9 protein-coding genes and 1 pseudogene are annotated in these 15810 nt (G+C 42.3%); all 10 read right to left on the reverse strand.

The genetic code is table 11. The features are described from left to right. Positions 1-8 precede the first annotated feature (8 nt). Positions 9-335, reverse strand: a pseudogene (locus H6G97_RS14740) (DUF72 domain-containing protein); the annotation flags it as partial. 571 nt (positions 336-906) lie between these two features. Then, positions 907-1671 carry a bifunctional 2-polyprenyl-6-hydroxyphenol methylase/3-demethylubiquinol 3-O-methyltransferase UbiG gene (ubiG, locus tag H6G97_RS14745; protein WP_190941366.1) on the reverse strand — a complete coding sequence of 255 codons (765 nt, stop codon included), beginning with the start codon at positions 1669-1671 and terminating at the stop codon, positions 907-909. A 110-nt stretch (positions 1672-1781) separates the two neighbouring features. Then, the gene (locus H6G97_RS14750; RefSeq protein WP_190941368.1) at positions 1782-3050 is read right to left on the reverse strand and encodes an ATP-grasp domain-containing protein; all 1269 of its coding nucleotides are present in this window, start codon (positions 3048-3050) and stop codon (positions 1782-1784) included. A 192-nt stretch (positions 3051-3242) separates the two neighbouring features. Next, positions 3243-4115: an isoaspartyl peptidase/L-asparaginase family protein gene (locus H6G97_RS14755; RefSeq protein WP_190941369.1), complete on the reverse strand. Its 873-nt coding sequence runs from the start codon at positions 4113-4115 to the stop codon at positions 3243-3245. A gap of 14 nt (positions 4116-4129) precedes the next feature. Next, positions 4130-5818, reverse strand: a complete 1689-nt coding sequence (gene hflX / locus H6G97_RS14760; protein WP_190941371.1) for a GTPase HflX — start codon at positions 5816-5818, stop codon at positions 4130-4132. 476 nt (positions 5819-6294) lie between these two features. Further along, a complete protein-coding gene (gene uvsE, locus H6G97_RS14765) occupies positions 6295-7251 on the reverse strand; it encodes a UV DNA damage repair endonuclease UvsE (RefSeq protein WP_190941373.1) in 957 nt (318 codons plus the stop codon). A 282-nt stretch (positions 7252-7533) separates the two neighbouring features. Next, positions 7534-8520 (reverse strand): UDP-glucose 4-epimerase GalE, encoded by a 987-nt coding sequence (gene galE, locus H6G97_RS14770; RefSeq protein WP_190941375.1) that lies wholly within the window; start codon positions 8518-8520, stop codon positions 7534-7536. A gap of 81 nt (positions 8521-8601) precedes the next feature. Next, positions 8602-10809 (reverse strand): family 1 glycosylhydrolase, encoded by a 2208-nt coding sequence (locus H6G97_RS14775; protein WP_190941377.1) that lies wholly within the window; start codon positions 10807-10809, stop codon positions 8602-8604. 305 nt (positions 10810-11114) lie between these two features. Then, positions 11115-13553 carry a UDP-galactopyranose mutase gene (gene glf / locus H6G97_RS14780; RefSeq protein ID WP_190941379.1) on the reverse strand — a complete coding sequence of 813 codons (2439 nt, stop codon included), beginning with the start codon at positions 13551-13553 and terminating at the stop codon, positions 11115-11117. Positions 13554-14456: 903 nt separating this feature from the next. Continuing rightward, positions 14457-15473 (reverse strand): glycoside hydrolase family 43 protein, encoded by a 1017-nt coding sequence (locus tag H6G97_RS14785; RefSeq protein ID WP_190941381.1) that lies wholly within the window; start codon positions 15471-15473, stop codon positions 14457-14459. Positions 15474-15810 lie beyond the last annotated feature (337 nt).

The following is a 15810-nucleotide window of genomic DNA, read 5'->3' on the forward strand; positions in this document are numbered from 1 at the left end:
TATGTACTTCAATAAGATACCAGCAAACTATAGAGTCGTTGAGCATCATGAATGGTGTGTCCATCGGGGTCGTTGTTGAAGTACATATAAACGTCAATCTCCTGCTTTAGAAATGAACGAATATATTCAACCCATGTAAATAACTCTTCATCGCTATAACCTACGTTCCATTGCCCACTGTGCATACGGATATAAGTCCAAGGCGCAGTCAAACAGACATCAAGGGGAACTGTTGGGCTAACTGGTAGACAAAGGGCTACGCCTGTACTTTCCAGTAGTTTATAAACTTGGGGAATCAGCCAGCTTGAATGACGGAATTGAACTTTAAATCGTTGTAAACCTTTAAATAATTTCTAATAAATACCAATTTTGTGGGGCAGGCATCTTGCCTGCCCCACAAGAAGTAGTTAAGTATTTTTTATTTGGAAGGCCCTAATTATTGACGGTACCCACCTACAATTTCTAATCACCTGAAAATCATTTTCAAGCTAGTACTTTCTGGCTGAATTTTTGGAGTTGAGATTGAACCCAATTACCACCCTTAGCTATACATTGATGGCATATATCTCCATAGCCTTCACCTTGGTCATCACATATAATTAATCTGGGTTTGTGCGTCTGAAACTTTCGCTGACATATTAAACATGGGTTGTTGATTTTATTTGTATCGCATTCTATTTGAAACTTCATTTTTTCCCTGCTTATTAAATAAATTTAAATGAAGCGAAAACCATCCATATACTTTATTATCTACACCTTCTATAAAAGTTACATCTATAAAAGGAAGTGTATATTGTTGATATTGAATACGAATTAAAACATAGTTTTATGTAAATAAAAACATATATAATCAGTATTTATCTCCTTTGAATAAAGTAAATTAATACCCAATTTTCTAGTTTTAAACTAGAAAACTTGCTTGACAGCTTTACCAATGTAGCAGACAGAAATATCATTATTAATTTTGATTTCAAACAAGTCTGTTTTTCCACCTGTACTTTGATTATTTAATCCCTTAAGTAAGATATTTTTCAACGTTTTAAAGTTAGTGCCACCTGTCAAATCAAATCCCTTGATTTCAAAATCTGCAAAGCCAGCCTTTTCCATTGTTTCTATCATTTCTTCGGGTTTAATAAACTTATTCCAGTCATGAAGTCCAGGCGGTATATGCTTTAGGGTATCTTCTAAAAGCCAAATCATTATAAATTTAGATTTTAAATTTCTATTAATTGTATCGAACAAAAATAATCCATCTTTTCTTAAAACTCTATAAGCTTCTGAGATAACTTTTTGCCAATCTTCAACATGCTCTAATACGTCAAAGCATAAAACAACATCAAAGCTATTTTCTTGATAAGGAAGATTTTCAGCTAATGCTCGTTGGTAGTCAATTTTTAAGTTACTGTTTCTAGCGTGCTCTTGGGCTATTTTAATTGAATTGAAAGATAAATCTATTCCAGAGACATAAGCATTTTGATTGGCTATAAATTCACAAGCTAATCCTCCTCCACACCCAATATCTAAAACTTTAACTCCTTTCCAATCTGGCACAAAATTGGAAAAAAACTCGAATCTTGACTTGTTAAGATGGTTAGACAGATATAAAACCTTGTCTTCCTTCCACCATGTATCTGCATTCAAATCGTAGTATTCTAAGTTATTTCTTTTCATTTTTTTCTCAATTGTATAAAGCGAAGTTAATCTCTTTATTAGTTAGGCAAAAAAAACAGTTTCTACAATAAATGAAACTGTTTAAAGTCAGCTATGAACAGTTGTGCTGTTTAAAGGAGCGATTGTAATCCCTTATTCTGTAATTTCTGCTCGATATGCTGCATTTCTTCGATAGATTCTCCGGTAGCGATCGCATAAATTTCGGTGTAGATTTTTCCGTATTTAACCTTCTCTAAAGCCGACAGTATAATCAAGTCTTTGCGATCTAGTTCTGGTTTTAAGGTCACTAAAATTGAATCCAACGTCCCTTCCATGCGGTAGTCACTAGAATATTTACCTACTTCCTTTCCCAACCCCAGTAAGGTATGACGCTGCAAACACAAAGGAGTTGAGCCATTGACTCGGAAATTGGCATCGATCGCATAAAATTCTCCGTCTCGATCTTCCAGGACATCGAACCCAATCACGCCGAAATAACCCTGTTTGTGAGCATACTTACCAATGGCAGCAATCATCTCAAAGAACTTGCTCATGTCAGTATTGCGGTAGTCAATCAGTCCCCCTAAATAGTTGCCTTCTGGTGTGACAAGTTGTCTAGTAGTACCGATGAGGGTTATCTCTCCCGCCTTGTTGACATAAAACTGTACACAGTAATTCTGCACCTCATTCTTGACGAACTCTGAGACAATAATCGTATCCAGCAACTTAATATCAAGATATTTCCTGATTTCTTCAAGGCAGTAGTTCAAATCGCTGGGACTTTTGATGATATAAGTGCCTTCTCCTGAGAGTCCGTGCGATGTTTTGATTAAATAGGGGAATTGTGGTAATTGAATGTCTTCGAGATTAACTTGGTGCAGATTATAACTCTCGTATTTTGGACATTGCACACCCAATTCGGCTAAAGTTACTTTACTGAGCAAGCGGTAATGGGTGTCTGGATCAACAGCGTGTTTTTCAGGTTTGAGGTGATCAAAGGGGAATAGACTGATGAGTTTATCAAAAGCATCGCTGTGACTGAGGTCATCCAAATAAGTCGAGCAATCCATCATTTCAATACTGGAGTTGCTGAAGCCCAAATGCTCTTGCCAGTATTCAAGCAGCGGCTTTGGCGGCGTAATAATCACAATTCCGGGAATGCGATCGCCTAACACAGCCAAATTTTTCCAAGGTTCTTTTTGGCAAATCTTATCAAAGGAGGTTTTGGTGGCTTCACTACTACCATCTTGAATAAAATGTTTTTTCCGGTTGGGATAAGCAGCCCAACTCGCAGTTGCAGGGTAATTTAAAATAAACCCATAAGATGTATCTGTGATATCTTGAGCAAACAGATCAGAAAGAGTACTCCCTTGAAAATAATGAAAGTCGTATTTTGACATCTAATCCTCCGATAAACCGCAGATACAAAGATATGCAGTTGTTGATATTAAAGAAATTTTCTGAGTTTTCAATTAAGGCCAACTTCAAAAAATAAAGTTGTATATTATTTGAAAACTTAGATGTAATTTAGCTTCATTACTTCCGAATTACCAATTCGTAATCGGCTACACCCCGCTACGAATTGGTATAAGTTATTTCTTGGTAAAGACAGCTACCTTGTCTTGTCCTTCGGTCATATAAGCGCAAGCCATGTGTGATGAGTTATACGCCCAGCCAACGCGTCCTTGACGGTCTATGAGGATGCACCCAGCTTCACCTTTAACTTTAGAAACCAAAGTATCAATTGCCATCTGTGCTGCTTCATCTGGGTGTCTGTCTTCACTCAAGAAATCAATCGCAGTTTTAGCCAGAACTACGGGGATAATTGACTCGCCATCACCTGTTGTTGAGCAACCGCCGAATTTATTGTCAGCGTACAAGCCACAGCCAACAAGCGCAGTGTCACCGACGCGACCACTTTGCTGCTTCGTAGTACCGCCAGTTGAAGTGCCAGCAGCGAGGATGCCGCTAGTATCCAAAGCCACACAACCTACAGTATTGGGGCGATCCACAACCTTTTGATCCTCCTTCCACTGCTGCCACTGTTCATCAGCTATCAAGTCTTCTTTTTTACACATTTCGGCTCCATTGTCTGCGGCAAAGCGTTCTGCGCCTCGCGCCACTAGCAGCCTGGGTTTATCATCCATAATCTGTCGTGCTATGGAGATGGGATGACGGATACCCTGAGCTGCTGCGATCGCTCCCCAACTTAATGAGCCTTCCATGATCGCCGCGTCTAACTCCACCTCTCCATCGCTGTTGAGAGTTGCGCCAAGACCAGCGTTAAATGTCTGGTCACTTTCGAGAACTCGAATAGCTGCTTCAACAGCTTCTGCGGCGCTACCTCCACTGATTAGCACTGCCCAACCAGCTTCTGCTGCTGCTGTGCAGCCGGCATTGTTGGCTGCAACTTTATCGTCTGTGATGGTTTTTGCCCCACCGTGAACAATGATGGTCGGTGTCATATAATTTCCTTGAGTTAGTATGAATTTTGTGGGACTGCAATCGCTTTAACTCTTTCGTCAATTAGTTGCAGCGATCGCATTTTGAAAGTCTCTAAACCCAAGCGCTGGCTTGCTGATATAAACACAGCTTCGGGATAATCCTGTTGAACTCTAGCCAAGGTTTCGCTATCTACTTGGTCAACCTTATTAAAAGCAACCAAACTTTTTTCTGGAATCCCAGGCATTTCTTCGAGTATTTCTAGGACACTCGCAATATGGCTTTCCCAAGCTGGATGGGACAAATCCACAACATGAATCATGGCCGAAGCCTCAACTACTTCCTCCAATGTGGCGCGAAACGCATCCATCAGTGGTGGCGGGAGTTCGTGAATAAACCCTACAGTATCTGTGAGCAGAATCGACCTGCGTTCTTGTGTTTCTGGTTTCGTAATTACTACCTTGCGGGTTGTTGGGTCAAGGGTAGCAAATAGTTGGTCTGCGGTGTAAACCTCTGCATTAGTTAACACATTTAGCAAAGTAGATTTACCAGCATTGGTATAGCCAACTAATGCCAGAACTGGAATTTCTTGCAGTTGTCGTTGTTGTCTAATACGGGCGCGATGTGCTTGTAATTGGTTTACTTCTTCCTGTAGTTGAGCAATTCGCCGTTGAATTGTTCGCCGTTCCGTTTCTAGTTTTGTTTCACCAGGCCCTCGCGTACCAATCCCCGCACCTAATCGAGACATCTCCTGGCCACGACCGCGTAGCCGAGGTAACATATATTCGAGTTGCGCTAGCTCTACTTGTAATTTACCTTCTTGAGTCCGAGCGCGTTGAGCGAAAATATCCAGAATTACTTCTGTGCGGTCTACAACTCGGATGCCAATTTCCTGTTCTAAGTTGCGGGCTTGAGATGCAGAAATATCTCGGTCAAAAACGATGAGATTAGCTCTTAGTTTTTGAGCCAAAAGGGTGATTTCTTCAATTTTTCCCTTACCCACCACTGTTTGGGGATGGGGGCGATCGCGCTTTTGCCGCATTGTATCAAGTACAATTCCTCCAGCACTTTCGACCAAACGTACTAGTTCTGCAAGTCCATCTTCAAACCGTTGGGCAGAAACATCTTCTGTTTGCACTCCTACCAGCAGCACCCTGTCTTGATCAGAGACAATTTCTTGAGATAGGAATATTCCATGCCCTGCTTCAGTAATTTCTCTCTCCCATTCTTCAACTAAGACATCAAATTCTTCTTCGATTAGGTCATCCAAACTTAGAGGAGGTGAAATTACCCAAGGGCTTTCTGGATCGGGGAAAAGGTAAGTGAGGAAAGCTTCTTTTACTTGGCTATCAATGACAGTTAAGGTTACAAGAGCATCTAAACGCTGACGTGCGATCGCAATCAACGCTGCTTCATCAGGGGGTGCTGATTTCAATTGAGTAGCAACACAACGAATTCCGCTCAAGCGTTCCGCACTGCGTCGAGGTAATTCTTCAGGCGGAATCTGAGTTTGATGAGGTGTTCCTACAGCAATTCGGATAATCTGTCCACGCCGATTTATATAACAACAAATCGGGTGATGAATTTTTTGACTGATTGTAGCTAATCCTTGAGCAAATTCTGGCGTAATTAATCTATCTGCTGGTTGATTTTGCTCATAAAGCTGTTGCAGTTGTTTAATCTGACTAGCTTTGATGTTCTGAACATTGCCATAAATCTTTTGCATAAAAATAATAATTTACAGGTTATTTTCATCTCTGTATATTTTCATTTTGGTCTTTTTAATTTTGATTTAATCTATCAACAGGAATAAGCAAGTTGGCTAGATAATTCTGTTAACATAAAGCTCTTATAAAATGGTTTATAGACCAATTGAGTGCTGTGATTTTAGGTACTAACTAATCTCCCCGATCAAGCCTTAAAAAGGGGGGAACCGAAATCAAAGTCCCCCAATTTATCGGGGAGCCAGTGCGGTCTTCTCCCAAAGGGAGAGGCTAGCGCCTTCTCTGCGAGAGGCTTCCGCCAACGCGGAGCGTCTCGTAGAGAAGGGGGTTTCCCCCATGAGCAACTGGCGTGGATTTAGGGGGATCTAAAACGTTTTGCTACCAAGAACAAAACTTTTCAAACATCCTCTAAATTTCACTGTGGTTAACCCAGACACAACAGCAGAGGTGCAGAGAACATAGACTAGAAGCCGCTAATTTACGTACAATTATTTTTCATTAGCCACCAAGAACGTAAATGTGCGATCGCTTCCTCTTTCTGTTTGGCTTCGACTTCAATCCACGGTACTTGGTAGTAAACGTTAGGCATATCGGTAATTAAATCGCTGTGTTTTCTGTCATTGAAAGCTTGCTCACCATTGGAAATATGAACTAATTGCCAATCTGGATTTGTCCAAGTTTCTCGCGCTGCATAAAACATCGATGCTACACTTGGATGATCGTAGCTATCTAAATTTTCGTGGCAAATATGGTGATGGGCATCAAATACCATCGGCACGCCAGCTTGCTGACATACTGCTAAAATTTCATCGGCACTATAGGCGTATTCATCGTTTTCTAAAGTCAAGCGGCTTTTGATATTTTCTGGTAGTTCGGAAATTACTTTTACTAGTTTTTCAGTCCGTTGAGATTTACCACCATGAATATTCATCAATGACCAAGGTGATCGAGGTAATCCCAGTAAGTCAAATATATGTCCATGTTCTGCTAAATTATTGATACTCGCTTGTACCACTTCGGGAGAATCAGAACTCAGCACTACATATTGATCTGGATGCAACACCATTCTGATGCTCAATGCATTTGCTCGTTCACCAATTGTTGCTAAATCAGCGCTCATTGCCTCTAATATATTTGCGCCAATTTTATCTTCTAAGTCATTTAAGGGAAATAAATTAGAAGGCATCCGATAAAGCTGAATTTTATTCTGCTGACAAAAGGAGAGAGCATCATGTAAACGCTGTAAGTTATGCCGATACAGTTCACTCAGGGCACTTTGGCGATCGCTAAGGGAAAGTTTTAAGTATCGGGTGCGCGTTATTGTCCGAAAGCGCACTTGTTTGTCAGAGGTGATACAAACTAGCCCTAAATAGGGCGGTGCGCTTTTTTGGCACTGCTGTGCATTAGGTAAATTTTGAAATTCAATTACGCTCATTAACTAATACTAATTTTTACCTGTTTTGAGCCATTATTTAATTTAAACAAGTTTTCCCACTTGATTACAAGTACCTAAAGAATGAAGTCCTAAGTCTTAGAGGGTTACAATTTTGCCGCTATGGCTTAGGTCAACTTCAACGAGAAAACAAGGTTTCAGCCGTGCACTGCGATCGCAGTTTTAAATTATTCCAAAGGTCATTTAAAACAGGTATAATTCCTCAAATTGCCTTTATTCCTGATTGTGCATTTATTGGGAGTATAACAGCGAAATCTTTTGTCTCTACTTATGTCTTCGTTGATGCCACTGCCAAGCATGGGTGATAATTTCGCTCACATTGGGATACTGAGGATGCCAACCTAATACTTTAGTTGCTTTGTCACTGCTGCCAACTAAAATCGGAGGGTCGCCTGGTCTGCGATCGCGTTCTTCTATTTTAATTTCTTTGCCTGTGACTTTTTTCGCAGTTTCTATTACTTCTCTAACTGAAAAACCACTGCCATTTCCTAGATTAAATACTTCGCTTTCTCCACCTTTGAGCAGATATTCTAAACCTAAAATATGCGCTTGTGCCAAGTCATTCACATGAATATAATCGCGGATACAAGTACCATCTGGGGTAGGGTAATCAGTGCCGAAAATCAAAATGGATTCGCGCTTACCAAAAGCAGTTAGTAGTACTAGTGGTATAAGATGAGTTTCCGGCTCGTGGTCTTCACCCAACAATCCATTCGGTTCAGCACCTGCGGCGTTAAAATAGCGAAAACGTACAGACTTCAAATTGTAGGCGGCATCAAAATCAGATAAAATTCGTTCTACCATCCACTTGCTAGTAGCATAAGGACTAATGGGATCTTGCGGATGCTCTTCGGTAAGGGGAACAAACTTTGGTACGCCGTAAAGAGCGCAAGTAGAAGAAAAGATAAATTTTTTAACAGATGCAGCAAGCATTGCTTCTAAAAGTGTCAGAGTGCCTGCAACATTATTTTGGTAATATTTAGCTGGGTCGGTAACAGATTCACCCACTGCAATATAAGCAGCAAAATGCATTACTGCCTCTATATTATGGGTTGAAAATATATTATCAAGTAAGGCGCGATCGCTCATATCCCCAACAATCAATTTTATCTGCAAAACTTCTTCTACAAGTTCTCGATGTCCGTTCGACAGATTATCTAAAACGATTACCTCATAACCTGCATTTTTCAATGCTAGTACAGCATGAGAGCCAATGTATCCGGCTCCTCCCGTTACTAAAATAGTTGACATAATTGGGTATTGTAAATAATTTTGAATTTTGAATTTTAGATTTTAGATTGAAATCCAATCCAAAATCTAAAATTTTTTGTACTAATTTCTTTCTTCCAAGTAGCGAGAAATTGCACTGTCAAGGTGTGGCATTAATTCACCTCGATTGCTGCCAAGAACGCTGTAAGCTGGGCGGGCAGCAATTAAACCAAGTTCTTGTGTCGGACGAGCAATTAGACTACTGACACTCACACCTGCTTTTTTCGCCACCAATCGGGCTAAGTCAGACCAAGCTATAGCACTTTTGTTAGCCAAATGCCACAAACCGTTCTCGCCATCAATCAGCAAATCAAGGCTGGTATGGACAAGATCGGGTATGTATGTAGGCGAAATGATCGCATCTTCGGCTGCGACAAAAGTATTACCAGCAGCTAATTGCCGTAGGGCGATCGTGACAAAGTTGTAATCATCCCACGGGCCAAAAAATGCGCTGGTGCGAATCACTAGCGATGCCGGATGAGCCTGTAACACTAGCTTTTCTGCCAAAACTTTACTGCATCCATATACATTCAGGGGCGCAACGGTATCTGTTTCGACATAAGGATTAGACTCAGCACCATCGAACACCAAATCTGAAGAGAAAGTTAGCAGCGCCACATTATGTTGAGCGCAAGCAGCAGCTAAAATCGCTGCCCCTTCAGCGTTTACCTTTAAACAAACATCGGGTTCGCGTTCGGCATCGTCTACCCGCACGTATCCCGCAGCGTTGACAACTGCCCACGGTTGCAACTCGGCAAGTACTTTATTAACAGAAGCAGGATTGGCAATGTCCATATCTTGGCGTCTGAGCAGGCAATATGAAATTCCTCGCACTTCACACAACCGAGCAAAAGCCTGGCCTAGTGTTCCTGTGGCTCCAACGATCGCCAGGGGACGATTGGAAACAGGGGAGGAAAGCGGGGGAGATGGGAGCGATAGGCGACAACTGACTGCTGGGTATAATAGGCGCTCTTGCCGATGCCACCATCCTGGTGTATCAAGCAGTGGATGATTGGGTTTATTTCCAGTAGCTAAATCTCGCACCATCTTGGCGATCGCTGTTTGTCTGGGACGGGGCGATCGCAAATCGAACACGCCAGACTCGTAGTATCCTGCGGAGCGAGTCACTAAACTATTCCAATCGTAGCTGCCCAAAAGCGCCCAAACTGTTACAGCACGAACATCTGCGCCCTGATCTCGTAATTCTTGGGCTGCATTCCACACTTCATTGAGCCAGCGTAGCTGTTCCTCGCGGGTGCAACTCAGGTGAACTTCAGTGACAGCAAGGGGCAGTTTGTAGCGTTCCCATGTCTCTTTGAGCAATGTCCGCGGCCCTGCCAAACCCTCAGCACAAACTCGGACTGCTTCTACATCTGCATACTTATCCCGACCATTACCACCATGTGTCCAAGCTGGATAGTTTTCTAGGTTTTCATCTAAAAAGCGTTCGCTCGTCAGGTAATGGTTAATGCCGATAATGTCAGGCGGACAGGTATATTGCAAAAATTCTTCAAGTTCAGTCTTGCTGATACCACAGTCGCGTAAGTAACCCCACATTGAATGAGTTGGGTTGATTCGGCCACACAATAAATCCAAACTCAACCAACGACGTTCGTTTTCTAGTTCTGCTTGATAAGACAGCTTTGGTGTACTATGAGTTTTACCCAAATCCTCAGTTTGTACGAGTTGGGCATTGGGGTTGACTTCCCGGATTGCCTGCATCGAAAGAGCGATCGCTTTACACTCTACTAACAAAGCACGGGCGAAAGTTAAATCGTCCTGTCCATGAGGATACCAGTGACCGTACATCCCACTGAATCGTGCTGTTGTCAGTGGCTCGTTTATGGGTGTGTAATGTGTGAGCCAAGGATAGCGTTTTGCAACCGCAGCCGCAAAAACCGCTAGTTTCTCAGGAAATTCTGGATCTACTAAGCTGGTATCACGCGGCCCACTACCATGATGTACTAATCCCACAATTGGACAAATGCCGAGTTCGCGCAAGCGTCCCAGCCGTTCATCCGCCCACCACCAATCAGCATTCTCTAAACCATTGGGCGCTATTCGCTCCCAAATTACTGGATAACGAATGGCGTTTATGCCTAGTTGGGCGAATAAATCTAGGTCATCCAAGCGGGTTGCATGACCATTACGTTCTAACTGGTCAAAATACTCTTCACCCACACGATTAACCGTACACTCTACACCAGCCCAAACTTCTAGAGGAAGTTTTGATTTAGGAGTATTGAGCGTCGAGTCGAAAGCAGAAGCCATAATTTACAACTCAGGCTGATATTTTATTTGATGAGTTATTTTCGAGTTTTGTAGGGGAGCCAGTGCGTTGCGGGAGTTCCCGACGCTCGAGTACTCGCTAACGCTGCGCTATCCGTTGTAGCAACTGGCATTGTATTATGCCGCAGGCTAACGCTCCATCCTAGTTTTTCGGTGCGTTAGGACTAGAGCGTGTTTTCAAAGTCCTAGATCCCCCCAACCCCCCTTAAAAAGGGGGGCTAAGAATCTCTTAAAGTCCCCCTTTTTAAGGGGGATTTAGGGGGATCTAAAAACGAATTACGAATTATTTAAGCCTTGACTGCAATTTGTTTGTACACAGACAAAGCCTGAGCAACACATTGATCCATGTTGTAGTACTTGTAGGTTGCTAGTCTTCCCACAAAATACACTCCTGGTGTTGTATCAGATAGGGCCTTGTACTGCTTGTACATTTCGTTATTTTCAGGACGCGGTACAGGATAATAAGGGTCTCCCTCAGCTTTCGGAAACTCATAAACAATACTAGTTTTAGAGTGTTCCTGACCAGTTAAGTACTTAAACTCTGTCACACGAGTATAAAGCTGTTCATTGGGATAATTGATAACTGGCGCTTTTTGAAACACAGGGGTGTTGTGCGTCTCATGTTTGAAATCAAGCGAGCGATAGGGTAGTTTGCCGTAGCGATAATCAAAAAATTCGTCAACAGGCCCGGAGTAAATCATCTCGCGGCAAGGTATCGCCTTTTGGATTTCCTGATAATCAGTGTTGAGCATTACCTTGATGTTCGGGTGATTGAGCATATTCTCGAACATCCGGGTAAAGCCGTGCAGTGGCATTGCCTGGTAAGTATCGGTAAAATAGCGATCGTCACGATTGGTGCGCGTAGGAATTCTGGCAATTACTGATTTATCAAGTTCCGATGGGTCAAGTCCCCATTGCTTGTTGGTATAACCCCGGAAAAACTTTTCATACAGTTCTCGTCCAACTTTGCTTACCACCACATCTTCACTAGTGCGGATGTATTCTATTGGTTCAGCAAGGGATTTGTAAAACTCCTCCACCTCAAATGAATTGAGATTCATACCATACAATTTGTTGATGGTGTCGAGGTTAATCGGAATAGGAACAAGTTGCCCGTCTACACTGGCAAGGACGCGATGCTCGTAAGACCGCCACTTGGTAAAGCGCGAAAGGTATTCAAAAACATCGCGGGAATTGGTATGAAAAATGTGGGGGCCGTATTTGTGTACGAGAACGCCATGATCGTCATAATGATCGTAGGCATTGCCGCCTATGTGGTTGCGCTTGTCTACAACCAGCACTTTTTTACCAGACTGAGTTGCCAAACGTTCTGCAATGACGCTACCAGAAAAACCAGCGCCGACAACTAAGTAATCAAAGACAAAATCTCTGGTAATGATATTTGGTGCTTGTTTACTAACCGCACCTGTGGAGTTAGCTTTCTCTTCACCATCACGGGCAGCAATGGCAGAGTCAATCAGCTTCATCATTGATGCCCAAGTGCGATCCCAAGAAATCTTCTCTAAAAAGACATCTACTCGACTCAACCATTCTGAGGCTGGGGTGTCTTCTTGCATTGCTTGTTCTGCGGCAGCAACGAACTCAGAAACTGTGTCTGCAATTCGCACCAGTTTTGATTCTCCGTAAGGACGAACCACATCTCGAATTGAGGTAGATACTACAGGTCTACCTGCGGCAAGATATTCTGGAGTTTTGGTAGGGCTAATAAAACGTGTTGACTCGTTACGCGCAAACGGCAACATTGCCAAGTCCCACCCTGCTAAATAGGCAGGTAGCTGTTTATAGTCTCTGCCACCGAGATAATGGATGTTTTCATGCTGTGGCAGAGTTGCGGGATCAATTTTGACAACTGGGCCAATAATTACTAAATGCCAGTCGGGGCGTGCTTCGGCAATTCCAGCAAGCAATTCAATATCCATCCGTTCATCAATTACACCAAAGAACCCAAGGCGAGGATGAGGAATATGAGCTTGATCTTCTGGTTCTTGAAGAGTTCTCGCCTGGCCAAAGTGGGGGACATCTACACTGCTGGGAAAGGCATAAACGTTGGGGTGCTGGTTCACTTTACTTTCGTAAAGGCTTTGTCCCCCTGTAAATACTAAGTCTGCACGGCTGAATAGTTCGGCTTCGTAATTCTTTAAAGTGGGTGATGCTCCTTGGAATGCAGACAATTCATCCATGCAATCGTACACTACAGCTTGGGGTTGCAAGTGGCGGGTAAACGCGATCGCCATTGGGGTGTAATACCAACAAATGTACTTGTTGATATTATGCTCTGCAAACAAACTATCAATTAATACTTGTAAATCTGCGTTTATTGCTTCTTCGGTTAAACCCTGTGGTAAGTGTGGCACAACCACAACTACTCCATTAGAATCTTCGCTTACATCTAACCTTGCCAAAGGTTCTTCAGAGAAAATTGCCTCCTCAATAAAGAACACTCGCTTTCCTTGAGCGCAGCGACTAAGCAGATGTTGTGGTCTTTGATAAACGAAATTCCAACGCAAATGAGATAAGCAAACTATGTCAGGCGTATCTTGAAAGGTTTCTGTCGATTGAACTTTTTTATTAGAAGAAGTTAAATTCAACAGTGATGTACTTGATGGTTGCGTTTCGACTGGCTGCGAGCGCTTTGTTTTACGCTGCTTAGGCGAAATAATATTGCTGACACCATTGTTTTGGACTTGAGATTTTTCACTTGCCATAGTTTCTCTCGTTATTTAAATGATTAATTCAAAATCAGCCAATCGCTAATACCTTTTCTTTGTTTGTAAGGCAGCGTCAAACTCACTTTCATACAAAAGTTTGCAACATAATTCTGCTGCTTTTGAATATCGAATCGGTATAATCAATAGTTGGTTGCGTTAATTAAGTTACATAATAGTCTTATATGTTGAATTTATTCATCTATCAAAATAAATATAAAATTACTTTCTGTATTAAGTCCTAGGCACTATCTTTTTATCAATAATCTCAAGCAAAGTATTAATTTATGTAACGCAAATTTTTATATTTGCAAAAAATAATATTGCAGATATAGTTTTTTGTCTGTTCGGTTTCGCACCAAGATAAATTAAAATAATAATTGTTAGTATAACATTAATAAATTTAATTTATTATTATTTATTATTTCTTACAACAATGGTAGCACTACACGCCTAGTAGAATTGTAGTTTTGCAGTTTCTTATGCCTTGCTGCTCAGATAGGATTGTTGCCTTTGGGTAAGACATTTTTCGGTTTAATGCCATTGTTCGGTAACAATATTTTGCTTAAGAGGCATCTGGCGAACTTAAATAAGCGTTATCCAGAACCCTTGTAGAGACGTGTAGCAGTGCTACACGTCTCTACATTCTTTTTCACCAGATGCCTAAGTCCCCTTATCAGCACTGTTGGCTCTATAGCGTTGTTATACCAGCCAAAGTAAGCGGTGCTAATATATCACAAAATCTTTAAATTCAATGGGTGATGCCCATTCCTCCCCAACTTCTCTACGAGATGCTACGCGAACAGCACAGCAAGCTAGGAAAGAATGGGCGCTTCGGGACTGGGAAAGAGTCTTTTTCCCAATTTAGTTGGGGTTTGAATTCCCAGTCCCCAAGCCCCAAGTTCAATCGTTGCTGATAGTCTGCGGTGTCCAGGTAGGGCCTTGGCAAAGGGGCCCTTCTGCTTTCCAGATCAGCATATCTAAGCAGATTTGCCGCATATCCATATTTTTCGTCCAAGCATGGTAGACAATATACTCAATGTTCCCATCTGGCCCAAGAACGATAGAGTTATGTCCCGGCCCTATAACAAAATGAGGAACAGACTTTAGCACCCGTGGCCCAGTTTCGTTACCTGCATCAGAATAAGGCCCCATCACGTTGTCAGCAACGCCATAATCTACACCGTAATTCTCAGTTTCCCAACGTCCACCACTATAAAAGCAGTAGTATTTACCTTCATGCTTACGAACACAGGGGCCTTCTAAAGTATGCCAATCATAGATTTCACCATACATCAAACGGTTAGCTAAAAACCGTTGCCAATCGGATCGCGCACGCAAAACTACTTTCCCTTCACCAGCAAGCTTAGTCATGGTTTGGAGTCGGTCTACTACTAATGCTGTGCCAGCACGCACTCCATCCGATGTATCCAGAAAGTCACGGGCGTAAAACAAATACCATTGTCCATCGTCATCACAGAATGGATGCGGATCGATCGCAAAAGGACAGGACTTTGGATCTACAACTGGCTCACCAACATCTTGATAAGGCCCTAACGGAGTATCGCTTGTAGCCACACGTAATTGATGATTCTTGTCTTCATGCCCTACAGAGTAGTAGAGATAAAACTGTCCATCGCAGTAAGCAACTTCGGGGGCCCAGAAATTATCGCCAAGGGCTGGATCTGGTCGCTGTAGTGCGTTACCAACAAAATCCCAGTTCACAAAGTCGAAAGAGCGTAACAAAGGAAAGACACGCGATTTGTTATTGGAGTTAACATTTGGTGCGTCCGCTATTTCATCTACTGTTCCTTCTGCCTCGGCTGCACCAGTTCCGATCGCATAATATACGCCTTCATGTTGCCAAACAAAAGGATCGGCAAAATAACCTTTGTAGACCGGATTAGTATAAGTTTGCATCTCAATTATTTATGGAATAACAAAAATCATTGTTCCACTAGTGATCTCTCAAGCCAACAATGCTTGGTAAATCAACTTTTTATTTCTCTCTTTTTCTTTTTCCTTTGTGACTAACGCTTTGCGACCAAGTAGGGAAACCCGCTCACGGATGTGTCCTCCTCTTTGCATCCTTCTCCCTTGGCGCTAGCCTCTCCCTTTGGGAGAAGGGGAGACGCTAATGCGAATGCGGTTCCTGATCTTATCCCCCAAACTTAACTTCATAGACCAGTAGTGATCTGTCCCATTAATTTTGCTGGGCTGCTATATCCCCGACTTCTTCAAGAAGTCGGGGATCTGA

The organism is Nostoc flagelliforme FACHB-838 (genome assembly GCF_014698065.1).
Lineage (GTDB): Bacteria > Cyanobacteriota > Cyanobacteriia > Cyanobacteriales > Nostocaceae > Nostoc > Nostoc flagelliforme_B.

Coding starts and splice junctions, on each gene's coding strand:
- H6G97_RS14755 (WP_190941369.1), bottom strand. CDS start 4,115: ATGACACCGACCATCATTGTTCACGGTGGGGCAAAAACCATCACAGAC.
- glf (WP_190941379.1), bottom strand. CDS start 13,553: ATGGCAAGTGAAAAATCTCAAGTCCAAAACAATGGTGTCAGCAATATT.
- H6G97_RS14750 (WP_190941368.1), bottom strand. CDS start 3,050: ATGTCAAAATACGACTTTCATTATTTTCAAGGGAGTACTCTTTCTGAT.
- hflX (WP_190941371.1), bottom strand. CDS start 5,818: ATGCAAAAGATTTATGGCAATGTTCAGAACATCAAAGCTAGTCAGATT.
- galE (WP_190941375.1), bottom strand. CDS start 8,520: ATGTCAACTATTTTAGTAACGGGAGGAGCCGGATACATTGGCTCTCAT.
- H6G97_RS14775 (WP_190941377.1), bottom strand. CDS start 10,809: ATGGCTTCTGCTTTCGACTCGACGCTCAATACTCCTAAATCAAAACTT.
- H6G97_RS14785 (WP_190941381.1), bottom strand. CDS start 15,473: ATGCAAACTTATACTAATCCGGTCTACAAAGGTTATTTTGCCGATCCT.
- uvsE (WP_190941373.1), bottom strand. CDS start 7,251: ATGAGCGTAATTGAATTTCAAAATTTACCTAATGCACAGCAGTGCCAA.
- ubiG (WP_190941366.1), bottom strand. CDS start 1,671: ATGAAAAGAAATAACTTAGAATACTACGATTTGAATGCAGATACATGG.